We start from the raw sequence: 18,272 nt of genomic DNA on the forward strand, positions 1-18,272 counted from the left end.
TCAATTTTATTTTTGCGATTTAAAACACCAAATTCATTAGAGGGTGTTTGTAAGTATTAAGTAAGTCGGCGTGAAAAACCAAACTATGTAAAGACAAGTAAATACGGAGAATACATCTACTAAGGTGATTGAGATATGGGCGCTCGTTTGAGGGTATTTTTAACTCGTAAGCAAGATGAAACGCTGTTAAACCTGAGAACTGTGGATGTGCCACAGAAAGTCAAATACCGAGCGGAGGTAGTTAGGTTAAATGCACATGGGTGGTATGTTGAAAAAATAGCAGATCATTTTAATTGGACTCCACAAACAGTCAGAGAAGTTTTGCATAAATGGCAAAAAGTAGGGCTGAAAAAACTCTGGGAATTACCAGGTAGGGGTGGAAGACCCAAATATGAGGAAGAAGACATAGTTTCTTTGGAAGAATTAGACCTTGCTTATGCCGTTATAAATAGGGTGAACACTAGGGGAAAAAGAAGAAAACATAGTACAGAACGTATTAAATTTAAACAATGATGCTAATTGTTGAATTTCCGTTACATAGTTATAAATTTCCCCGCTGATTTACTCATTCCAAAGGATAATACTTGACTTAGGTTAAGTTGAGATTAAAGAATTTATAATGCTTGTTTATCTTTGTTTAAAAATAAAACTTTGATCAAATCATAAACAAATTTAATATTTTTTTATTTTTTTGCTAAGTAATTTATGGTACGATTTCTGTAGTAGCAAATTTTCTAAATAATAAAGATAACTGATTGCTAGAAAATGAGCTTTGTTGTCTGCTCCTTGCTTAATTTCACACGTAAAAATTTTACTTTTGGAGATATAACATGATGATGACTGATGTTTCTCGTGAATCTGAAGCAACCACAGAACAAGCAGAAGTAATTGTTAAATTACAACTAAGTGGTGGATATCAGTACACTTTAGTGTTGAAATCTGATGCTCCTCTACTCCGCAATTTATTAGGAACTATTTTGAGTCGAGTGCAAGGCACTGAAAGCCGAACTTTATTTCAAATTCCGATGGAAGCTGGACGAGTGGCTTTATGTTTTTCCAGCGAAAATTTGGTTTCAGTAATAACTGAACCACCTGTATATGTTCGTCCCAGTGATGATCAACCAGAACTTCAAAAGACTCCTGCATAATTGGATGCATAAGTGTAAGGATTCAGGTTTAAGACAGGGGAAACGCATCTAAATTTTATTGACAAAATACCGTTTTAATGTACAAACGAAGAAATCCCAATTTATCGTTTGATTGATTTTTTTAGAGTCATAGTGATGGACTAGAGTATTATCAATAAGTAGGCATTAATGCGAATATTTTGATCATTATTGAGATTAAATTGTCCTTATTGATAAGATGCGTTTCCCCTGAGGTTTAAGATTGTGGAATCAACGAGGGAGCAAGTTGAGAGGAATGAACTTGAGCTTGGAGAGCTTGCTCAAAAAAATGAATCACAGAGCGACCTTGACGACGACAAGTTTGCACAACAGTTAATAAATTGGCAGTATCTTGAAAACGTTCCAAAGAGCGAGAGCCACCACTAACTTTATGCTTAGTAACAGCCAAGCGCTTCCTAAGGTTCTGCCAAATTATTGTCATGAGGAACTTGCGGATGGTCAAGAAAGTACCACCACAGGTGAGCTTTATCTCGTAAAGACCGCACCCGGATTTCTCACGAGAGCAATGGGTGCGTGGTGATATTGGTAGCGACATCAAATTCGAGTAGAAGAGATTGTTCCCCAAAAGTTATCGTCATCTGCTCCGGTCTGTATTGCAGGTAATGGTTTTTGTCCACCAGAAAACTGTGGTGGACCTTGGGGCTTTATGAAGGCAAAACAAAAATATTCAATAATGAAGAATTAACTAGTAAATTCCAGCAATGGTATCCCGGATTTAGAATCGGTAACAAACAGAATCAGAAGAGTGTCTGATGCTGCTTAAATACCCAATATTAATGTAATTAAATTTACTGTATCAACACAAATTTCTGTAGAAAGTTGCTTTGGTTTTTAAGTAATCGTATCAATCCAACTTTCGTGTCTAAGTTGGTAACATCAGTTTGTACACCCCAAGCTTTTCATCCGTTTGGGTCATGAGCAAACAACTCGTCCAAGTACCGAAAGTTGGTAAAATAGAAAAACTGGCTGGCTAATCGTGGCATTGACACCCGGATAATACAGAGTTATCTGGGGCATAAAAATATTCAGCATACGGTGCGTTATACCGAACTTGCATCTACCAAGTTTCAGGGGCTTTGGGATGATTAACCGGCGTTTTCCCCAATTATCTGACCCATCTCCCCGGAAAAAAATCGCTCTCCTCTTACTGCATGGCCAGTCCCATCTCCCCAGAAAAAAATCGCTCTCGGTTTATCAAAACGCCTCAATACCCCATCCCTCAACAGACATTATAAAATTTAATAGGACTTACGCAAAAAACCTCTCAAACTCCTATTTCTCTGTGTCCTCTGTGGTTAGTTTTTCCGTGACTTGTGCGTAAGTTATGTTTAATATATAAACAAAAATTTTGAAATGACTATTTACTTTTACAAAGTGTGGCAGCCCTATGGCTGTTTTTCTAACTTTTCTCCCCACCCCATCGAAATTCAGAATACTTACTGGCCAACAGTTGAACATTATTATCAAGCGCAAAAGTTTGTGGGCAGTGAGGATGAGGTTATTATACCCTTAATCCATACGGCTGCAACCCCTGAAGAAGCTGCCGCTTTAGGGCGTTGTAGTAAAAATCGACTACGTTTGGATTGGGAGTTAGTCAAAACTCAAGTCATGCGAGAAGCTGTTCTCAAAAAGTTTCTCACTCATTTAGAGATTCGAGAAGTACTGTTGGTAACCGGTAATGAAATTCTGGTGGAAAACTCACCCACAGATTATTTTTGGGGCTGTGGTGCGGATAAAACCGGTGAAAATCATCTTGGTAAAATCCTGATGAGTGTGCGTGAAGAAATCCGTCAGTTACTCTCTTTGTCAATCAGTAAGTCGGCGTAAATATTTGTCGTTGGACTCAGGCGGCTATGCTGGAGGGAAGCGGAGACGCGGGGACACGGGGACACGGGGATGGGGAGAGTATTTATAGTCCCTTATCTTTCTTCTGCCCCCTCCCCTAAAAGCAATGGGATATTTTTGATTTTTGAATTGGAAGTCCCTTAAGTCACTCTTTTTCACCCCAATTCTTAATCAAGAGTCCCTTTTTGTCCAGTAATCACCAGTTCATAAGTTAAAATATTTACAATGGAAGATGCGCTTGCAGTTATGCAAAACTAGCTTATTTCGTTTTGTTTGCATAATTACTTAACAATATTAAGTTATACAAAGCGATTTTCCCTACAAAACTTCATAAATTATTAATTATTGATCAAAAAGGAATCTGCTTAAGTATTTTTACTGGATCAATTACCTAAATTAATTTCTTGAAAGTGATAATGAAAAGAGATTTTGAACATAAAACTTTATAAACATATAGATCCTTTTATTATAAATCAAGGACAAATTAAGTGGTTCTACTGAAAGGGGTGAAAAAATATGGAACTAAAATTTGCTATATGTAGTTAAAATAAACTTTAGTAAATAAAAGATCATAAATCGACAAAGGTTAGAATCATAAATTCATATCAGGGAAAAGGGTTTAAAAAATTATATTTTTGATAAGGTGAAGATTAGCAATGACTTTTACCGATAAGCCAAACGGTTTGCAGCAAAGCATAGAGCAAGAAAATTTACTGCACCGGATGATCAAACAGATTCGGCGATCGCTCGATCTCCAAGAAATATTAACAAATACCGTGACTGAAGTTCGTTCATTCTTGGGAACAGATAGAGTCAAAATATATCGGTTTGACACTGATGGTAGCGGTGAAGTCATTGCAGAATCCAATTATATGCAGCGTCTGCCATCTTTATTAGGGCTGCATTTTCCTGCCCATGACATTCCGCCATCAGTGAAAGAAATGTTCTTGTTAGCAAGGCAACGCTCAATAGTAGATGTGCCTGGAGGGACAATCGGGTTATCGCCACTTAAGTCAGCAAAAAATGGCAAACCCTTACTCACACAGAATATTCACTATCGGCAAGTAGACCCATGTCATATTCAATATTTACAAGCGATGGGTGTACAGTCTTCGTTTGTAGTGCCAATTTTGGAATACGACCCAAAAGGACAAGCGACACAGCCGAAACTGTGGGGATTACTGGTATCCCACCACAGTCAACCGCGAACAATTTTGAGGCGAGAACTCAAAGTAGTACAGCAAATTGCAGATCAGGTAGCGATCGCTATTTCTCAAAGTAACCTACTAAGCGAAGCCAGAGGCAAGCAACAACGAGAAGCTATCATTAACCAAGTCACAACCCTTCTACATCAACTACCAACAATCCAACTACAAGAAGCCCTAGAAGCAACAATTTCCTCCTTTAGTGGTATTGGTGGCAGGCTTTATATTGAACAAAGCGGAGAACTATATACCTGTGGTGAACAGCCACAACTACCTGATGAATTAGCAAATACTGTAATTGAACAGCATCCTGTGTGGCAAAACTGGATGGCTGATTATAAACCAGGGCAAATTTGGGCGATTCCCGACCTTTATAAAGCATCATCTTTGAGAGTTTTAGCCCTGGCCTTTCAGTCCACTCAGATTCGGGGGCTAATGGTCATTCCCCTACACTACCGCGAAAATTTCATCGGTGTGTTAAGCATTTTTCGCCCAGAATTTGATAGTCAAGTCCTCTGGGCAGGAAGACAAGATCAAAATAAGTATCAAGAATTACCGCGCCTTTCCTTTGACGTTTGGCGAGAGGAAAGAAAAGGCCAAGCACCAGCATGGACACCTGAAGAAATCACACTAGGACAAGCTTTGTCACAAAACTTCTCAATGGCAATCCAGCAACAGCAAACATACCAAGAATTGCAGTTATTGAATGCCAACCTCGAAGTCAGGGTACAAGAACAAACCGCTGAAATAGAAAAAACCTTGATGCTGACTAAGGCACTCAAGCAAGTCACAGATCAAATTCGCAGCACCTTGGACTTGAATACAATCCTGCAAACCATAGTCCAGGAAGTCCGTCCCCTACTCAATTCTGACCGGGTGCTAATTTATCAGTTAAGAGGGGAAACTGAAGGTGAGGTGATTGTAGAAGAGGTGAATGGTAATTGGCAGTCAGTTTTGGGACTGAAGTTATCATCGGAATGTGTTCCTGAAGAGTATACCCGTCTTTACTTACGTGGCAGGGTAAAGAAGATTAACAATGTGACAACAGAGACGCTGAGTGCTTGTCATCGAGAATTCTTGGCAAGTATGCAAGTCCAAGCTAACCTGATCGTACCCATTAAAATGGGGAGTCAACTTTGGGGTTTGCTGGTTGCCCATCAGTGTGAATCTCCTCGGATTTGGCAAGATGCAGAAATTGATTTGTTACAGCAGTTAGCAGACCAAGCTGCGATCGCAATTCAGCAAGCCCAACTCTATGAACAAAGTTGTATAGCCGAAGCTAAAGCCACAGCCAAAGCCGCACAGTTAGAGCATACCCTACATCAACTTCAAGAAACCCAGTCCAAATTAATTCAAACTGAAAAAATGTCCGGTTTAGGACAGTTAGTTGCAGGTATAGCCCACGAAATTAACAACCCGGTCAACTTTATCTATGGCAACCTCTGTCATGCCAGCAACTATACCGAAGACCTACTCAACCTTTTACAACTTTACCAGTCCCATTATCCCAACCCTCATAGTGAAATTCGCTCTACTATCGAAGCCATAGATTTTAATTTTCTCATCCAAGACCTACCAAAAATCATGTCATCCATGAAAGTAGGATCAGATCGCATCCGTTCTATAGTCCTATCATTACGCAATTTCTCCCGTCTCGATGAAGCTGAAAACAAGCGTGTTGACTTACATGAAGGTATTGATAACACTTTATTGATTTTGCAACATCGACTCAAAGCACACAGCTATTTTCCTGGCATTGAGGTGATCAAAGACTATGGGAAATTACCAAAAGTGGAATGCTATGCCGGACAAATGAATCAGGTATTCATGAATGTGATTAACAATGCGATTGATGTCTTAACCGATGATATAGAAGAAAGACTAGAAACCGCAGATATCAAACCATCACCCACTATTCGTATTTCTACCAGAGTATCAGCCCAAAATTCCTATCTGTTAGTTAGCATTGCAGATAATGGACCAGGCATGAGTGAAGAAGTGAAAAAGCGGATTTTTGACCCATTCTTTACTACTAAGCCTGTGGGTAAAGGTACAGGATTAGGACTGGCAATTAGTTACCAAATTGTTGTAGAAAAACATGGTGGACTCATGGAATGTATATCAGCACCGGGGAAAGGTACAGAGTTCTGGATTGAAATTCCTCTCAAATTTCAAGGAGAACACAATAATTCGTAATTCGTAATTCGTATTTCGTAATAATGCTGACCGTCACGCTAGGGATAAGTAATTCGTAATTACTCCCTTCCCACCAAAACAATACCGATTAAATGAACCGCGTTCGCGCAGCGTCCCGTAGGGATAGACGCAAAGGACGCGAAGTAAAGAAAGAAGAAGGAAGAAGATAGCTAATCTTACACTGGGAAGGAGTAAGTAAAGTTTCATTGCAGAAATTTTCACCTTGATCTACACGTGCTATTCTAATAATTGAAGCTAAAGAAAAAGCTTCCCTGGCAGATAAAACAGCTAGTAGAGTGGAAATTTAGTAAGAGGTAAAATCGCTGTTGAAATCAAGTCTGTCTCGTCCAAACAACATAACACCCAACGCGAACGCTGATATTCTCTCGATAGATTAAAATCAGAGGGCGCTGTGACTAATCTTCATAACTTGTTTATCAAGGGTATGAAAGGTAGTACATCCCTAGATAGAATCATTAAGAGGAGAGATAAACTAAGCAAGTAGATGTTGGGTGTTATTGTTTGTAATTAGAGATCGATGATCTCTTTCTGAAGATGAAGCTGCATATAATCAGATTCCCAGGATAACTATCGCAGATATAGACTAGCTTTGATATCATGCCCGCCTAATCACTGATCAAAAAAAATTCTCCGCGTCAGAGCGTCTCTCTGTCTCCGCGTCAGTCTAAATGATAAGTATTCAACCGAACACAATATGAGTGGCTTCTCGACGAGTAAGCAGATACTCCTAGTCTCAGAGAGTAAGTTTGTACTACAATTGAATAGCAACAGATAGTTAAAATAGCCCTTTATGTCAATTATTGCGCTCAGAGCGTGGTATCTACAGGATTATGAGCCAATTACAGAATTGGAAAAACGTCCCCCAGACATTCGCTTGAGTAAAAAAAGCTTACTCAAATCAGGATTGCGTGCGGACTTTTTGGAAGAAAGTGACGAAGTTAAAGCATCAACTTGGTTTAGACGGTATCTGGAAGGAGAAAATACAGAATTTTATATTGAGGGTAGCGGTGGTTATTGTGTAGCTAACATTGACTTGATTAGTCATGAAATTTATTTTACTAAACAGGCGTTGTTAGCTCAGTTAGAACCAACTATTTTTTTCTGCTCTCAAACTGAGTATGCAACAGCAAGTGATCTGCTTAGAGAAGAACTACAAGAAAGTTTAAAAACTTTAAACACAAAATCGCGTTTACCCCTAACATTAATAGAATCATCTCGCCCCAGTAATGCACCTCTGCGGCTAAACCAAGCCATAATGAGGAAAATCAGGAAGAGTTTATTATTTATTGCAGATACTACACCTATCACCAGCGTTGAGGGTAAGGAAACTCATCAACTAATTCCCAGTCCCAATGTCTGCGTAGAAATTGGTTACGCTATCGAAAGTAAGCGGTCTGAACAAATTCTACTAGCACAAATGCAACGCCCAGAATTAGAAGGACAATTTCCCTTTGATTTACCCATGCAGCAAAATTTACAATTTCAAGACGGTGGAGAATTAAATAAAATCCTCACCGGCTGTATTGCAACACAGTTAGCAAGATTTAAATTATTTTTTTGAATTTTTGCTCAAGCAATTAACGTCATACCCAGATCCCTAAATGCTTTGATAAGTAGGGGATCTATTATATAATCGCGGGAACTGTTTTCAGGACAGGAAGCGTCATGATGCCCAAGGAAGTAAAAGTTCTGAAATCTGGCGATACTTTGGTATATCTGCCACTTCTCCCGTATACTTCCCCTTTTCATTGTGGGGTAATCTGGTTAACAATGAGTTGGATGTATTAAAAATGATGTGAATTTATGCCTAGAACTCCAAATGAATATGCCGTTTTCCTCCTGTTGGATAGCGGACATCGGGAAGAAGTGCGTTTTCCTACTATTCAAGATTTTCAGAAGTGGTATAGTGGGGAGCTTGTGCCAAAGTCAGCTTCTAATGATTTTATTAGCGTACCGATTAAAAATATTCAAGGGGAATATATGGTGGTACGTCCATCCCGGATTGTTGGTATTCGGGTAGAACCGATTTTTAGTTCTAGTATTGAAAGATGATGAGAAAAACCCTTGCTTTGCTATCCTTGAGTTTAGGAATTGCCTTTGTAAATCCACTTTGGTCAGTTGTTGCTCAAGTTCCAACTACACAGCCGATACCAATACCGACTACTCCTGAAGTCTTACCACCACTGCAACTTGTCAACGTGGAAACTGGCTGTACCCCCCAAAATTGCTTGGGTTGGGATGAGCAACTTTGGGGTAAACAGGGAGATAAACAAGCATTGCTAACTTCAATAGATAATAGTTTGCGTTATTTGGGAACGAATAAAGCGATCGCTATTTATCAAAATTATCCAATCAAAGAGATTACCCTAGATCGTGTGCGTCGGAGTTTGTTACGCTTTCGGCAATTGCTTGTCAGTTCTACCTCAGCAGCCCAACTACAAGCCGCTGTGAGTCGGGAGTTTGTCTATTACCAGTCTGTAGGCAATGATGGCAAGGGTACTGTCAAGTTCACAGCTTATTACGAGCCGGAGTATACCGCCAGCCGCGTGAGAACTTCAGTATATAAATATCCCTTGTATCGAGTTCCGGCTGATTTTAAAGAATGGGCTAAACCTCATCCAAAACGGATTGATTTAGAAGGTAAAGATGGTTTAAAAGGGAATAAAAGCAAATTGCGTGGGTTAGAAATGCTTTGGTTCCGCAATCGCTTTGATCCCTACATGATTCAAATCCAAGGTTCTGCCCAAATTAAATTAACAAATGGCAAAAGAACCTCTGTAGGCTTTGCTGGGGGAACAGATTATCCTTGGACTAGTATCGGGGGAGAACTAGCAAAAGATGGCAAACTGCCACTTAGCGGATTAACAATGCCTAAGTTACTGAGTTATTTCCGCCAAAATCCCAGGGAGATGAATAATTATCTACCACGCTGGGAAAGATTTGTTTTCTTTCAAGAAACTAACGGTACGGCAGCTACAGGCAGTATTAATGTACCTGTAACAGCAGAACGTTCCATTGCCACAGATAAATCTCTCATGCCTCCTGGCGCACTAGCACTGATTAACAACTCATTTCCTTATCCTGCGGGTGGAGGTAGATTGGAGTCTCGAAGAGTTAGTCGTTTTGTCTTAGATCAAGATACAGGAAGTGCGATTAAAGGCCCAGGAAGAGTAGATTATTTCATGGGAACTGGTAAACTAGCAGGCGATCGCGCGGGCATTACAGGCGGTAACGGTTCACTGTTATATTTACTACTCAAAGAATAGGAGGCAGGGGGCAGGGGGCAGGAGTCAGGAGTCAGGAGTCAGGAGTCAGGAGTCAGAAAAAAGATCAATATTATTCCCCCTGCTCCCTGCTCCCCGCTCCCTTTCCTCTTAAGAGTCCCTAATAAGGTGGATAACCAAATTCATCATCATCGGCATAAACATAAGAATTGGTAACACCAGCCATTTCCACCTTAGAAATTTCTGGTTTAATCACTTCTTTACCAAATTCTTTGTGTTCTTCAAAAGCCTGACAAATAATTGCCGATTCTGGAGAATCTGAGGCAATCATATAATCAGTTAAAGTTGAGACTGTGGGATGTTTGTAATCTACAGTTGAAGCCACCAAAGCCGTATTTGGTTCAATTCCTCTTTCTTCACATTCAATGATTGGGCAAAAAATTCCATGAGCATGGAATAAAGGGCCTTTGGGAGTCACTGGTTTCTTTTGGAAGCCAGCATAAGCCTTTTCTAATTCTGCTACGAAACCCCCAATGGCTCTCCCTTGTTGGTATTCAGAATAATTTTTACCAAAACTAGCGCCGGCTGAACCACTGAGAGTTAATTGCAAAGGAGATTGATGTAAAAACTTTTTATCTTCACCTACTAAAAAAATCAGATGACGAGTAAAAACTTTAAACTTCAGTTTATCAGCTAAAAAAGCATCATAATTATCCTTAAATGTACCCAATTTAATCCCCGTTTCTCTGTCTTTAACAGATAATGGACCACGACGCACAATTACTAATCGGGGAGTAGTGCTAATAAACACCGTTTCCATTCCCGAACTAAATTCATGGTCTATTTGTTGCCAATTATCATCTGGTGTAAAACCAACAGCTTGGGCATTATCCTGGCTAATTGCCAAACCATAACTCTGTAAACCATCTGTTCCATAACGAGGATTGATCATTAACCCCCAGGGAAGGACTTGAGAAGGTGGGGCGTTAAATTTTTCGTCTTCAAAGTCGAACTTAGCAGATGCTTTCATCATTTTAGAATAAAAACGTGTTTAATTTTACAATTTTAACTTCTGTACCATCTATCGAAGACATCAGGCACAGTCTGACTTAGATTGTAACAACTAGGGAAAAAATATTTTCCAGACGGAAAAAATACTATAGCTCAAAAGCCGCTGAAATATATTCTTGCAGTTGCAAAGTGAGTTCATTTGTGGATAAACTTGCGATCGCTTCAGGAATAGCTGTAACTTTACCCTGCTTTTTTAATACCCGTTGACAAAAGACAATAGCCACATCAAAGCGGCATGGGTAATCAGCCTTTTCAGGATATTCAGCCAAAAACATTTCTGCCGTGCGCCAGAGTTTTGCTTGCTTTTTTGGGGTGATAGCGGTTCTACCTCCAGCATCCCAATTACCTGCACTGCGGGTTTTTACTTCTACAAATGCCAGGATTGAGTCTGGATTTTTGGTATTTGGGGAGGTTGCTGTTTCGGTTTGCTGGTGATACTGGGCGATAATATCGATTTCTCCCCAGCGAGAAGAAAAGCGGCGGTGCAAAACCTCCCAACCTGTAGATTGTAACCATTGTGCTACTAGGTCTTCTCCTAAATGACCAATATCTGGATAATTAGATCGTGGAGGTTTAGACATTAATTAAAAATACCATGAATACTAAGTATCGGATTTGCTCAATTATACTCAGTTTATTGCTGTGGGTAATCATTCCCATGACAGCATTAGTAGGTGTAACATCAACGGCGTTTGCGCTGGAGTACAACAAAGAAATCCTCGTGGAAGCTGATTTTTCTGGACGTGATTTAACAGACTCCAGCTTTACCAAAGCTAATCTCCGTCAGAGTAATTTCAGTCATGCTAACTTGAGCGGTGTGAGCTTTTTTGCAGCGAATCTAGAGTCAGCAAACTTAGAGGGGGCTAATCTTACAAATGCTACCCTGGATTCTGCGCGTCTGATTAAAGCAAATTTAACTAATGCAGTTTTAGAAGGTGCATTTGCAGCCAGTGCCAGATTTGATGGTGCTATAGTTGACGGAGCAGATTTTACTGATGTACTGCTGCGTTCAGATGAGCAAAAAAAATTGTGTAAGATTGCCAAAGGCACTAATCCCGTTACAGGTAGGGATACGCGGGACACGTTATTTTGCCCCTAGTTGCCTAGGAACATTCAGGTAATAAATACTTCAGTGAGAAAGCTCAGTAATCAGTAATCAGTGTGTTACCTGTTTGTTGAAGGAGAAAGCTGGATGTTAACCTTTATTAAATTGTGCCTACAGCTTTTTAATGCCAGACTATCACGGTACATTGTTACCTGGGTATTTACCAGCATTGTAGTGATTGAACTAGCAATTCTGGTACCTTCTTATTTTCGGCGGGAAGATGAGCTATTATCCAAGCTGGAGAATGTTTCCGATGAAGTTTTTGCTTCCCTTGTTTACAAAATACAGCAAGGTGCAGATGCTTCAGAAATTCTGAGCATTACAGCTAACAAACTCAAACCTGGATCTGTGATTCTAGGTGGAGCAATTTACCAAGCTAATGGGAAATTGGTGGGAACATTTGGGGAAAAACCCTACATTTCTGCTACTAATTTGGGGAAGGCCAAGGTTTTTCGGTTTCGGAGTGCGGATAGAAAGCGCTATGATGTGGCTTGGTCTGCCCAAATGTTAGCTGGGAAGTATATCCTGATTGTGCGTCATGATTCTTCCTCTGTACAAACAGAATTGTATGCCTTTTCAATCAGGGTGGCCGGACTGGTTTTAATCATTTCGATTTTTGTTACCCTGACTACGATGCTGACTTTGGGCGTAGTGGTGATTAGGCCGATTTTGTTGCTGCGAGATGATTTGGTAGCTGCGGGGGAAGCGATTAGTGAAGATGGAGATGATCCGCTTTTTTCTACGTTGTCTGTTAAACGTCGGGATGAGATGGGTGAGGTGATAGAGGCATTTAGCCAAATGTTTCAAAGAGTCAGAGCGGAAATTAGCACTCGTCATCTGATGGAAACTTCTCTACGGGATGAACAGGAAAAATCAGAACGGTTGCTGCTAAATATTTTACCTGCGGAGATTACCCAACAGTTAAAACAGAATCAAAGTGCGATGCCTGCGGCGAGCGTAGCTATCGCTCAACGATTTGATGAAGTCACTATTCTCTTTGCAGATATTGTCAATTTTACTGGGTTAGCAGCGCACATTACACCTATAGAACTTGTCAACTCTCTCAATGAGATTTTTTCTAGCTTTGATAGATTGGCAGAATTTCATGGTTTAGAGAAAATCAAGACAATTGGTGATGCTTACATGGTAGTTGGTGGTTTACCCACACCCCGCGCTGATCATGCCTTAGCGGTTGCTCAAATGGCACTCGATATGCAACAGGCAATTACTCAAATTCAAACAGTAACAGGTGAATCTTTTCAATTACGAATTGGCATTAATACTGGTTCTGTAGTTGCTGGGGTGATTGGTTTAAAAAAGTTTAGTTATGATTTGTGGGGTGATGCAGTTAATCTAGCTAGTCGGATGGAATCTCATGGCATTGTCGGCAAAATTCAATTATCAGAAACGACTTATTTACATATCAAAGATGATTATAAATTAGAAAAACGGGGATTAATTCAGGTAAAAGGTAGAGGTGAAGTCACTACTTATCTGCTAATTAGCAGAAATAATTCGTAAACAGGTGACAGGTGACAGGTGACAGGTGACAGGTGACAGGTAATTCTTAATTTTCCCCGTATCCCCGCGTCCCGACTTCTCTGCGTCCCCGCGTCACCGCGTCAGCCATTAGGATATTAAGTCACAGTAATCACCAAACCCGCACTCTCATTTCCTAATCTATCCACTGCACATACTGCATAGGTTCCGGGTTGTACAGTAGCAAAGGTAGTCCCAGCGGATAAAATGCGCTGAATTGTCCAATTATTTGCAGTTTGGCGATAAAGTGTCCAAGAACGCACAGGTTGATTATCAGTTGGTTGCCAATTTAATTTACCATTTTCAAATTTGAGATTTTTTGGGGGTGGTGGTGGTGTGGTGTTTTGCCATGACATACTGGGAACTAAGGCAGGTAGGGGATAATAAGACTTAAATTGGTCAGCTATGCCTTGACGATTGTCTTTGATAGAACTCATACTAAAAAAGATATTTCCCAAAGAAAGTTTTCCTGCTAGGTTGCGAGAAATCAGAATTTGCTTTTGTATTTCTTCATTTTTCCAAACTTTACCGTCCAGTTGCCCAATATTGTTCCCAGCGTAAATATGTCGTTGTTTGGTATTAGTTTCTGTCCACCATTTTAGTAAGACTTCATAACTTTGTTGTGTTTGGTCAGTACGCCAATAAAGTTGGGGGGCTAAATAATCTATCCAACCTTCTTGTAACCATTTTTTGGAATCAGCATAAAGGACATTATAGGGATCTAAACCAACAATACCTGCTGGTTGTCCGGGGCGATAAATGCCAAAGGGACTAATACCAAATTTAACGTGAGATTTAGTTTTTTTAATTCCCTGAGATAAACGCAACACCATCTGATTTACGTTTTCCCGTCGCCAATTTTCTAGGCTGAGTGTGCCACCATTTGATTTATAAGCTGCGTAGGTTTTGCTATCAGGAAAAGATTGACCAGATATGGGATAAGGATAGAAATAGTCATCTAGATGAATGGCATCTAAATCGTAGCGGCTGACAACATCTATAATTACATTGTAGGCTCGATCTTGAACTATTTTTGCGCCTGGGTCCATCCATAATTGATTACCCCATTGGTAAACAACTTCAGGATTTGTGACTGCTATGTGGGGACGGACATTAGAACCACTTTTGATAGTAGTTTTGGCGCGGTAGGGGTTGAACCAAGCATGAAGTTCAATATTGCGTTTATGACATTCTGCGATCGCAAACTCCAAAGGATCATAAAATGGTTCTGGTGCTTTCCCCTGAGTCCCTGTAATCCATGCACTCCAAGGTTCTAACTGGGAAGAGTATAAAGCATCTCCCTCTGGTCGTACCTGCAAAACTAGGGCGTTAAAATTAAGAGATTGTAATTGTTTAATAATTTCCAGCAGTTCGGCTTTCTGCTGTTCCACAGGAAGTCCCGCTTTGGAAGGCCAATCACTATTCCACACAGTTGTCACCCAAGCACCCCGAAACTCTCGGCGATGATTTACCCTAATTGTATTGGTGGGTGTAGTTGGTGGATTTGTGGGGACAAGAGGCGGAACGACAATATAGTCAGAGGCGATTTTTTCCGCTTTCCCCAGATACACTAAAGCTTGATATACCATCACCGCTACCTCAGCACGAGTAGCAGCCATTTGCGGGTTGAGTATTTTAATATTGGGGTAATTAGCCACCCAACCTACACGAGTTGCGATCGCAATCTGATTGATAGCATAACTAGAAATGACTGCCGCATCTTGATAAATTTGTGGTAACTTACTCACTAAGTCAGGTGCTACCTGAGCAGCAATCTCTAACCCGTTGACCATAGAGACTAAGACATCACCCCTAGAAATAGTATCATTGGGGCGGAAAGTCTGATCAGGGTAGCCCACAAGAAATCCAGTTTCATAAACTTTTTTAATGGCATTTTTTGCCCAATATGTCTCATCGACATCTTTAAAAGATATATATTCCCGTTTTTTAGTGGGCGTAAATACAGAACCGATGATAGCAGCAAACTCACCACGAGTAACAGGATTATCAGGTCGAAAAGTCCCATTACTATATCCATTGACAATGCGACGCTGAACTAAAGCCTGAACGAACAAACGCGCCCAATGATTTTGAATATCGGAGAATGACGTAGTAGTAGATACCATAGGATATTTTGAAAGTGATTGAGATTTTACAATTAATGAAGATTCCAACTAACCAAAAGTCTTTCTTAAATAAAATTAGTAGGAATTGAATAATCCCGCATAAGTAATCCCGTGGCTTTGATAGGATCAAAACCTTCGGGAAACAAAGTTTTATGATTATATTGTACCCGAATTAAATTTGCACCTTCAAGATTTGCCCCCCGCAGATTTGCATCTTGTAAATTTGCTTCTCGCAGACGCGCATTTTCTAAATTTGCTTGCAGAAGAATAGTACCACTCAAATGGGTTCTGAGCGATGTAATAACTCCTCCGCACTCTTAACCTTAACCATCTTACGATTCCAGATATTAAACTAAACTACAAAAACTCCCTCTGTGTACCTCTGCGCTAACCTCAGCGTACCTCTGCGTTTTATAAACCCATAACTTGACGATAACGCCCTTCCATTTGCGCTACATTCTCCGATTGGCGTGTTGTTTCCCACTGACTGCGGTTAAATAATTCTTGCCGCAATTCATCAACATTAATAGTTGTAACTACACCATTAGCAATAATTTGTTTACCATTTACCCAAGCACTATCCACAACATTGCTAGGACGACCCAAAACTAATAAACCAATGGGATCAGTCCGAGGTAATAATGATAAATTAGTTAAATCATAAAGAACTAAATCAGCTTGTTTGCCTACAGTAAGAGAACCAATTTTATCATCTATATTTAGTCCCTTTGCCCCACATAAAGAAGCCATTTCTACAGCTTCACGGGGAGTAATCCAAAATTGATAATCAAAATCTGTAACATTGTGCAGAATTGAACCAATTTTAATAGCTTCTAACAAATCTTGAGAATCATTACTAGAAGCACCATCACAACCAAAAGTTACATTTACACCAGCTTGACGATATTTTAAAATTGGGGCAATACCACTACCTAAACGCAGATTACTTAAAGGATTATGAACGACAGTAGATTGAGTTTGGGCAAGGATATTAATATCAGCATCAGTTAACCAAACACAATGGGCTAAACTAGTACTAGCGCTCAAAAAGCCAATTCTTTGTAAATGTTCAACCGCACTACAACCATATTTTTCTTGTGCGAGTTTTTTCTGAGCCTTAGTCTCCAGTAAATGCGAGTGACGACAAAGATTGTAACGATTACTTAACTCAATACATCCAGTAAATAGAGCATCAGTACACAACTGAATCCCCGTTGGTGCAACTAAAATAGTTATACCCTCCTCTGGACGATGAAACAGCCTCACCGCTTCTTCAATAATTGCCAAAGTTTCCGCAGTCGAACGAAAATAAGCCTCATGAATTTGGGAAGATTCCCCTGAAGGTATCCCAGCGCTGAGAGATTCATCTTGAATTAGAGGTGCGACAAAAGCCCGAATTCCTATTTCTTGATAAGCGCTAACGGCTGTAGCAATGGTTTCTAACTCTTTTCCGGGAATTAACACCAAATGATCGACTACACTAGTTCCCCCAGAAAGTAAAGTTTCTACTGCCGTTCCCAAGGCGCTGAGATAAACCTGTTCCGTATCCAAAGGGGCAAATTCATATAGGTGTGCTAACCATAATTCTAACGGCAAAGGTGGAATTACTCCCCGTTGCCACTTTTCAGAAGAATGGGTGTGGGCGTTAACAAAACCAGCCAACAGCAGTTTATGTTCACCGTTAATTCTTGTACCAATTACATCTAAATCAGGTGCAATGGCGGAGATGATACCATTGACAACCTGAACATCTACAGTCGTGTAACCATCTGTAATAGGAATGACAGCATTTTTGATAGTAAAGTTCATTATTTTAACCTTGATTAAGTAATTGAACGGACAACAGATTTTCAAGTTACAACGTAAACAATGATAATTAAGTGTTGGCATTTATGAATTTACCCGTTCGGACTTTAGGAGTTGCACCAAATGCTTGGAATGTGAATCAAGATTTTGCAGATATTACTCGTCCGCAAAAAAACCCACAATCCGTGATTTTATCCACAGAAACTAAAACCCTACGCCTTGATTTGGCAAAAACCGCCATTATCATTATTGATATGCAAAACGACTTTTGTCATCCTGATGGTTGGTTGGCGCATATCGGCGTAGATGTTACCCCAGCCCGTCAACCCATCGAACCGTTACAAAAATTATTACCACAACTACGGGCGGCTGACGTGCCTATAATTTGGCTAAATTGGGGAAATCGTCCTGATTTACTGAATATTAGTTCAGCTTTACTCCATGTCTATAATCCCACAGGTGATGGTGTAGGATTAGGTCATCCACTCCCCAGCAACAGTGCTAAAGTACTTGAAGCAGGTAGTTGGGCAGCAGCAGTAGTAGACGAACTCGAACAGCAACCAGATGATATTCGCGTTGATAAATATCGAATGAGTGGCTTTTGGGATACGCCCTTAGATAGTATTCTGCGGAACTTAGGAATAACGACAATATTATTTGCCGGTGTCAACGCTGACCAATGTGTTTTAACAACATTATGTGATGCCAACTTCTTAGGATATGACTGCATCTTAGTCAGAGACTGCACCGCCACAACTTCCCCTGAATATTGTTGGTTAGCTACATTATATAATGTCAAACAATGCTTCGGTTTTGTGACAGATTCAACAGCAATTTCTACAACTTTGAATAACACCAGTTCTCAATAGAAAATAGAGACTGGGGAATGGGGACAAGTTTTCACCCATAACAAAATCTAAAATCTAAAATCTAAAATCCAAAATAGA

General features: G+C 40.1%; 17 protein-coding genes and 1 pseudogene. 12 read left to right on the forward strand and 6 right to left on the reverse strand.

What is annotated here, in order from left to right; genetic code table 11:
- The first annotated feature begins 135 nt into the window (after nt 1-135).
- Together H6G68_RS07955 and H6G68_RS07960 are read left to right on the forward strand one after the other, a co-directional pair.
- The gene (locus H6G68_RS07955) at nt 136-513 is read left to right on the forward strand and encodes a helix-turn-helix domain-containing protein (RefSeq protein ID WP_190906142.1); all 378 of its coding nucleotides are present in this window, start codon (nt 136-138) and stop codon (nt 511-513) included.
- Nucleotides 514-830: 317 nt separating this feature from the next.
- A complete protein-coding gene (locus H6G68_RS07960) occupies nt 831-1,148 on the forward strand; it encodes a hypothetical protein (protein WP_190906143.1) in 318 nt (105 codons plus the stop codon).
- 235 nt (nt 1,149-1,383) lie between these two features.
- Here the strand turns inward: H6G68_RS07960 and H6G68_RS07965 are convergent.
- Nucleotides 1,384-1,672, reverse strand: a pseudogene (locus tag H6G68_RS07965) (IS66 family transposase); the annotation flags it as partial.
- Between the two features lie 68 nt (nt 1,673-1,740).
- On the opposite strand from H6G68_RS07965, the gene H6G68_RS27870 reads away from it, so the two are divergent.
- The 7 genes from H6G68_RS27870 (at nt 1,741) to mltA (ending at nt 9,720) form a co-directional block, all read left to right on the forward strand.
- A complete protein-coding gene (locus H6G68_RS27870) occupies nt 1,741-1,872 on the forward strand; it encodes an IS1096 element passenger TnpR family protein (protein ID WP_422595717.1) in 132 nt (43 codons plus the stop codon).
- Nucleotides 1,873-2,153: 281 nt separating this feature from the next.
- Nucleotides 2,154-2,276, forward strand: coding sequence for a tyrosine-type recombinase/integrase (locus tag H6G68_RS27875; RefSeq protein WP_199332539.1), 123 nt, complete (start codon nt 2,154-2,156; stop codon nt 2,274-2,276).
- 264 nt (nt 2,277-2,540) lie between these two features.
- On the forward strand, nt 2,541-3,014 hold the full coding sequence (locus H6G68_RS07980; RefSeq protein WP_190906144.1) for an NADAR family protein: 474 nt from the start codon (nt 2,541-2,543) through the stop codon (nt 3,012-3,014).
- A 674-nt stretch (nt 3,015-3,688) separates the two neighbouring features.
- The gene (locus H6G68_RS07985; protein WP_190906145.1) at nt 3,689-6,433 is read left to right on the forward strand and encodes a GAF domain-containing sensor histidine kinase; all 2,745 of its coding nucleotides are present in this window, start codon (nt 3,689-3,691) and stop codon (nt 6,431-6,433) included.
- An 811-nt stretch (nt 6,434-7,244) separates the two neighbouring features.
- Nucleotides 7,245-8,015 carry a hypothetical protein gene (locus tag H6G68_RS07990; RefSeq protein ID WP_190906146.1) on the forward strand — a complete coding sequence of 257 codons (771 nt, stop codon included), beginning with the start codon at nt 7,245-7,247 and terminating at the stop codon, nt 8,013-8,015.
- 242 nt (nt 8,016-8,257) lie between these two features.
- Nucleotides 8,258-8,506: a hypothetical protein gene (locus H6G68_RS07995; protein WP_016949444.1), complete on the forward strand. Its 249-nt coding sequence runs from the start codon at nt 8,258-8,260 to the stop codon at nt 8,504-8,506.
- Nucleotides 8,506-9,720 carry a murein transglycosylase A gene (mltA, locus tag H6G68_RS08000; RefSeq protein ID WP_190906199.1) on the forward strand — a complete coding sequence of 405 codons (1,215 nt, stop codon included), beginning with the start codon at nt 8,506-8,508 and terminating at the stop codon, nt 9,718-9,720. The genes H6G68_RS07995 and mltA overlap by 1 nt, the downstream gene beginning before the upstream one ends.
- Before the next feature lie 118 nt (nt 9,721-9,838).
- Here mltA and H6G68_RS08005 read toward each other — a convergent pair whose 3' ends face one another.
- Together H6G68_RS08005 and H6G68_RS08010 are read right to left on the reverse strand one after the other, a co-directional pair.
- Nucleotides 9,839-10,708: a DUF5895 domain-containing protein gene (locus tag H6G68_RS08005; RefSeq protein WP_190906200.1), complete on the reverse strand. Its 870-nt coding sequence runs from the start codon at nt 10,706-10,708 to the stop codon at nt 9,839-9,841.
- A 127-nt stretch (nt 10,709-10,835) separates the two neighbouring features.
- Nucleotides 10,836-11,330, reverse strand: a complete 495-nt coding sequence (locus H6G68_RS08010; RefSeq protein ID WP_190906147.1) for a YraN family protein — start codon at nt 11,328-11,330, stop codon at nt 10,836-10,838.
- A gap of 14 nt (nt 11,331-11,344) precedes the next feature.
- On the opposite strand from H6G68_RS08010, the gene H6G68_RS08015 reads away from it, so the two are divergent.
- Nucleotides 11,345-11,848, forward strand: coding sequence for a pentapeptide repeat-containing protein (locus H6G68_RS08015; protein ID WP_190906148.1), 504 nt, complete (start codon nt 11,345-11,347; stop codon nt 11,846-11,848).
- 93 nt (nt 11,849-11,941) lie between these two features.
- Nucleotides 11,942-13,375, forward strand: a complete 1,434-nt coding sequence (locus tag H6G68_RS08020; RefSeq protein WP_190906149.1) for an adenylate/guanylate cyclase domain-containing protein — start codon at nt 11,942-11,944, stop codon at nt 13,373-13,375.
- A gap of 116 nt (nt 13,376-13,491) precedes the next feature.
- Here the strand turns inward: H6G68_RS08020 and H6G68_RS08025 are convergent, their stop codons facing one another.
- From H6G68_RS08025 to H6G68_RS08035, 3 genes are all read right to left on the reverse strand, one after another.
- Entirely contained in the window at nt 13,492-15,519 is a 2,028-nt protein-coding gene (locus tag H6G68_RS08025; protein WP_190906150.1) for a glycoside hydrolase family 10-like protein, read from the reverse strand.
- Between the two features lie 65 nt (nt 15,520-15,584).
- Nucleotides 15,585-15,800 carry a pentapeptide repeat-containing protein gene (locus H6G68_RS08030; protein ID WP_199332533.1) on the reverse strand — a complete coding sequence of 72 codons (216 nt, stop codon included), beginning with the start codon at nt 15,798-15,800 and terminating at the stop codon, nt 15,585-15,587.
- A gap of 130 nt (nt 15,801-15,930) precedes the next feature.
- Nucleotides 15,931-17,328, reverse strand: a complete 1,398-nt coding sequence (locus H6G68_RS08035; protein ID WP_190906151.1) for an amidohydrolase — start codon at nt 17,326-17,328, stop codon at nt 15,931-15,933.
- Between the two features lie 83 nt (nt 17,329-17,411).
- Between H6G68_RS08035 and H6G68_RS08040 the strand changes: the two genes are divergently transcribed.
- Nucleotides 17,412-18,194, forward strand: coding sequence for a cysteine hydrolase family protein (locus tag H6G68_RS08040; RefSeq protein WP_190906152.1), 783 nt, complete (start codon nt 17,412-17,414; stop codon nt 18,192-18,194).
- Nucleotides 18,195-18,272 lie beyond the last annotated feature (78 nt).

Origin of the sequence: Anabaena catenula FACHB-362, from assembly GCF_014698735.1 — a bacterium.
Lineage (GTDB): Bacteria > Cyanobacteriota > Cyanobacteriia > Cyanobacteriales > Nostocaceae > Anabaena > Anabaena variabilis_A.

Coding starts and splice junctions, on each gene's coding strand:
- H6G68_RS07980 (WP_190906144.1), top strand. CDS start 2,541: ATGACTATTTACTTTTACAAAGTGTGGCAGCCCTATGGCTGTTTTTCT.
- H6G68_RS07955 (WP_190906142.1), top strand. CDS start 136: ATGGGCGCTCGTTTGAGGGTATTTTTAACTCGTAAGCAAGATGAAACG.
- H6G68_RS07960 (WP_190906143.1), top strand. CDS start 831: ATGATGATGACTGATGTTTCTCGTGAATCTGAAGCAACCACAGAACAA.
- H6G68_RS08005 (WP_190906200.1), bottom strand. CDS start 10,708: ATGAAAGCATCTGCTAAGTTCGACTTTGAAGACGAAAAATTTAACGCC.
- mltA (WP_190906199.1), top strand. CDS start 8,506: ATGAGAAAAACCCTTGCTTTGCTATCCTTGAGTTTAGGAATTGCCTTT.
- H6G68_RS08040 (WP_190906152.1), top strand. CDS start 17,412: ATGAATTTACCCGTTCGGACTTTAGGAGTTGCACCAAATGCTTGGAAT.
- H6G68_RS07985 (WP_190906145.1), top strand. CDS start 3,689: ATGACTTTTACCGATAAGCCAAACGGTTTGCAGCAAAGCATAGAGCAA.
- H6G68_RS08010 (WP_190906147.1), bottom strand. CDS start 11,330: ATGTCTAAACCTCCACGATCTAATTATCCAGATATTGGTCATTTAGGA.
- H6G68_RS07990 (WP_190906146.1), top strand. CDS start 7,245: ATGTCAATTATTGCGCTCAGAGCGTGGTATCTACAGGATTATGAGCCA.
- H6G68_RS08035 (WP_190906151.1), bottom strand. CDS start 17,328: ATGAACTTTACTATCAAAAATGCTGTCATTCCTATTACAGATGGTTAC.
- H6G68_RS07995 (WP_016949444.1), top strand. CDS start 8,258: ATGCCTAGAACTCCAAATGAATATGCCGTTTTCCTCCTGTTGGATAGC.
- H6G68_RS08020 (WP_190906149.1), top strand. CDS start 11,942: ATGTTAACCTTTATTAAATTGTGCCTACAGCTTTTTAATGCCAGACTA.
- H6G68_RS08015 (WP_190906148.1), top strand. CDS start 11,345: ATGAATACTAAGTATCGGATTTGCTCAATTATACTCAGTTTATTGCTG.
- H6G68_RS08025 (WP_190906150.1), bottom strand. CDS start 15,519: ATGGTATCTACTACTACGTCATTCTCCGATATTCAAAATCATTGGGCG.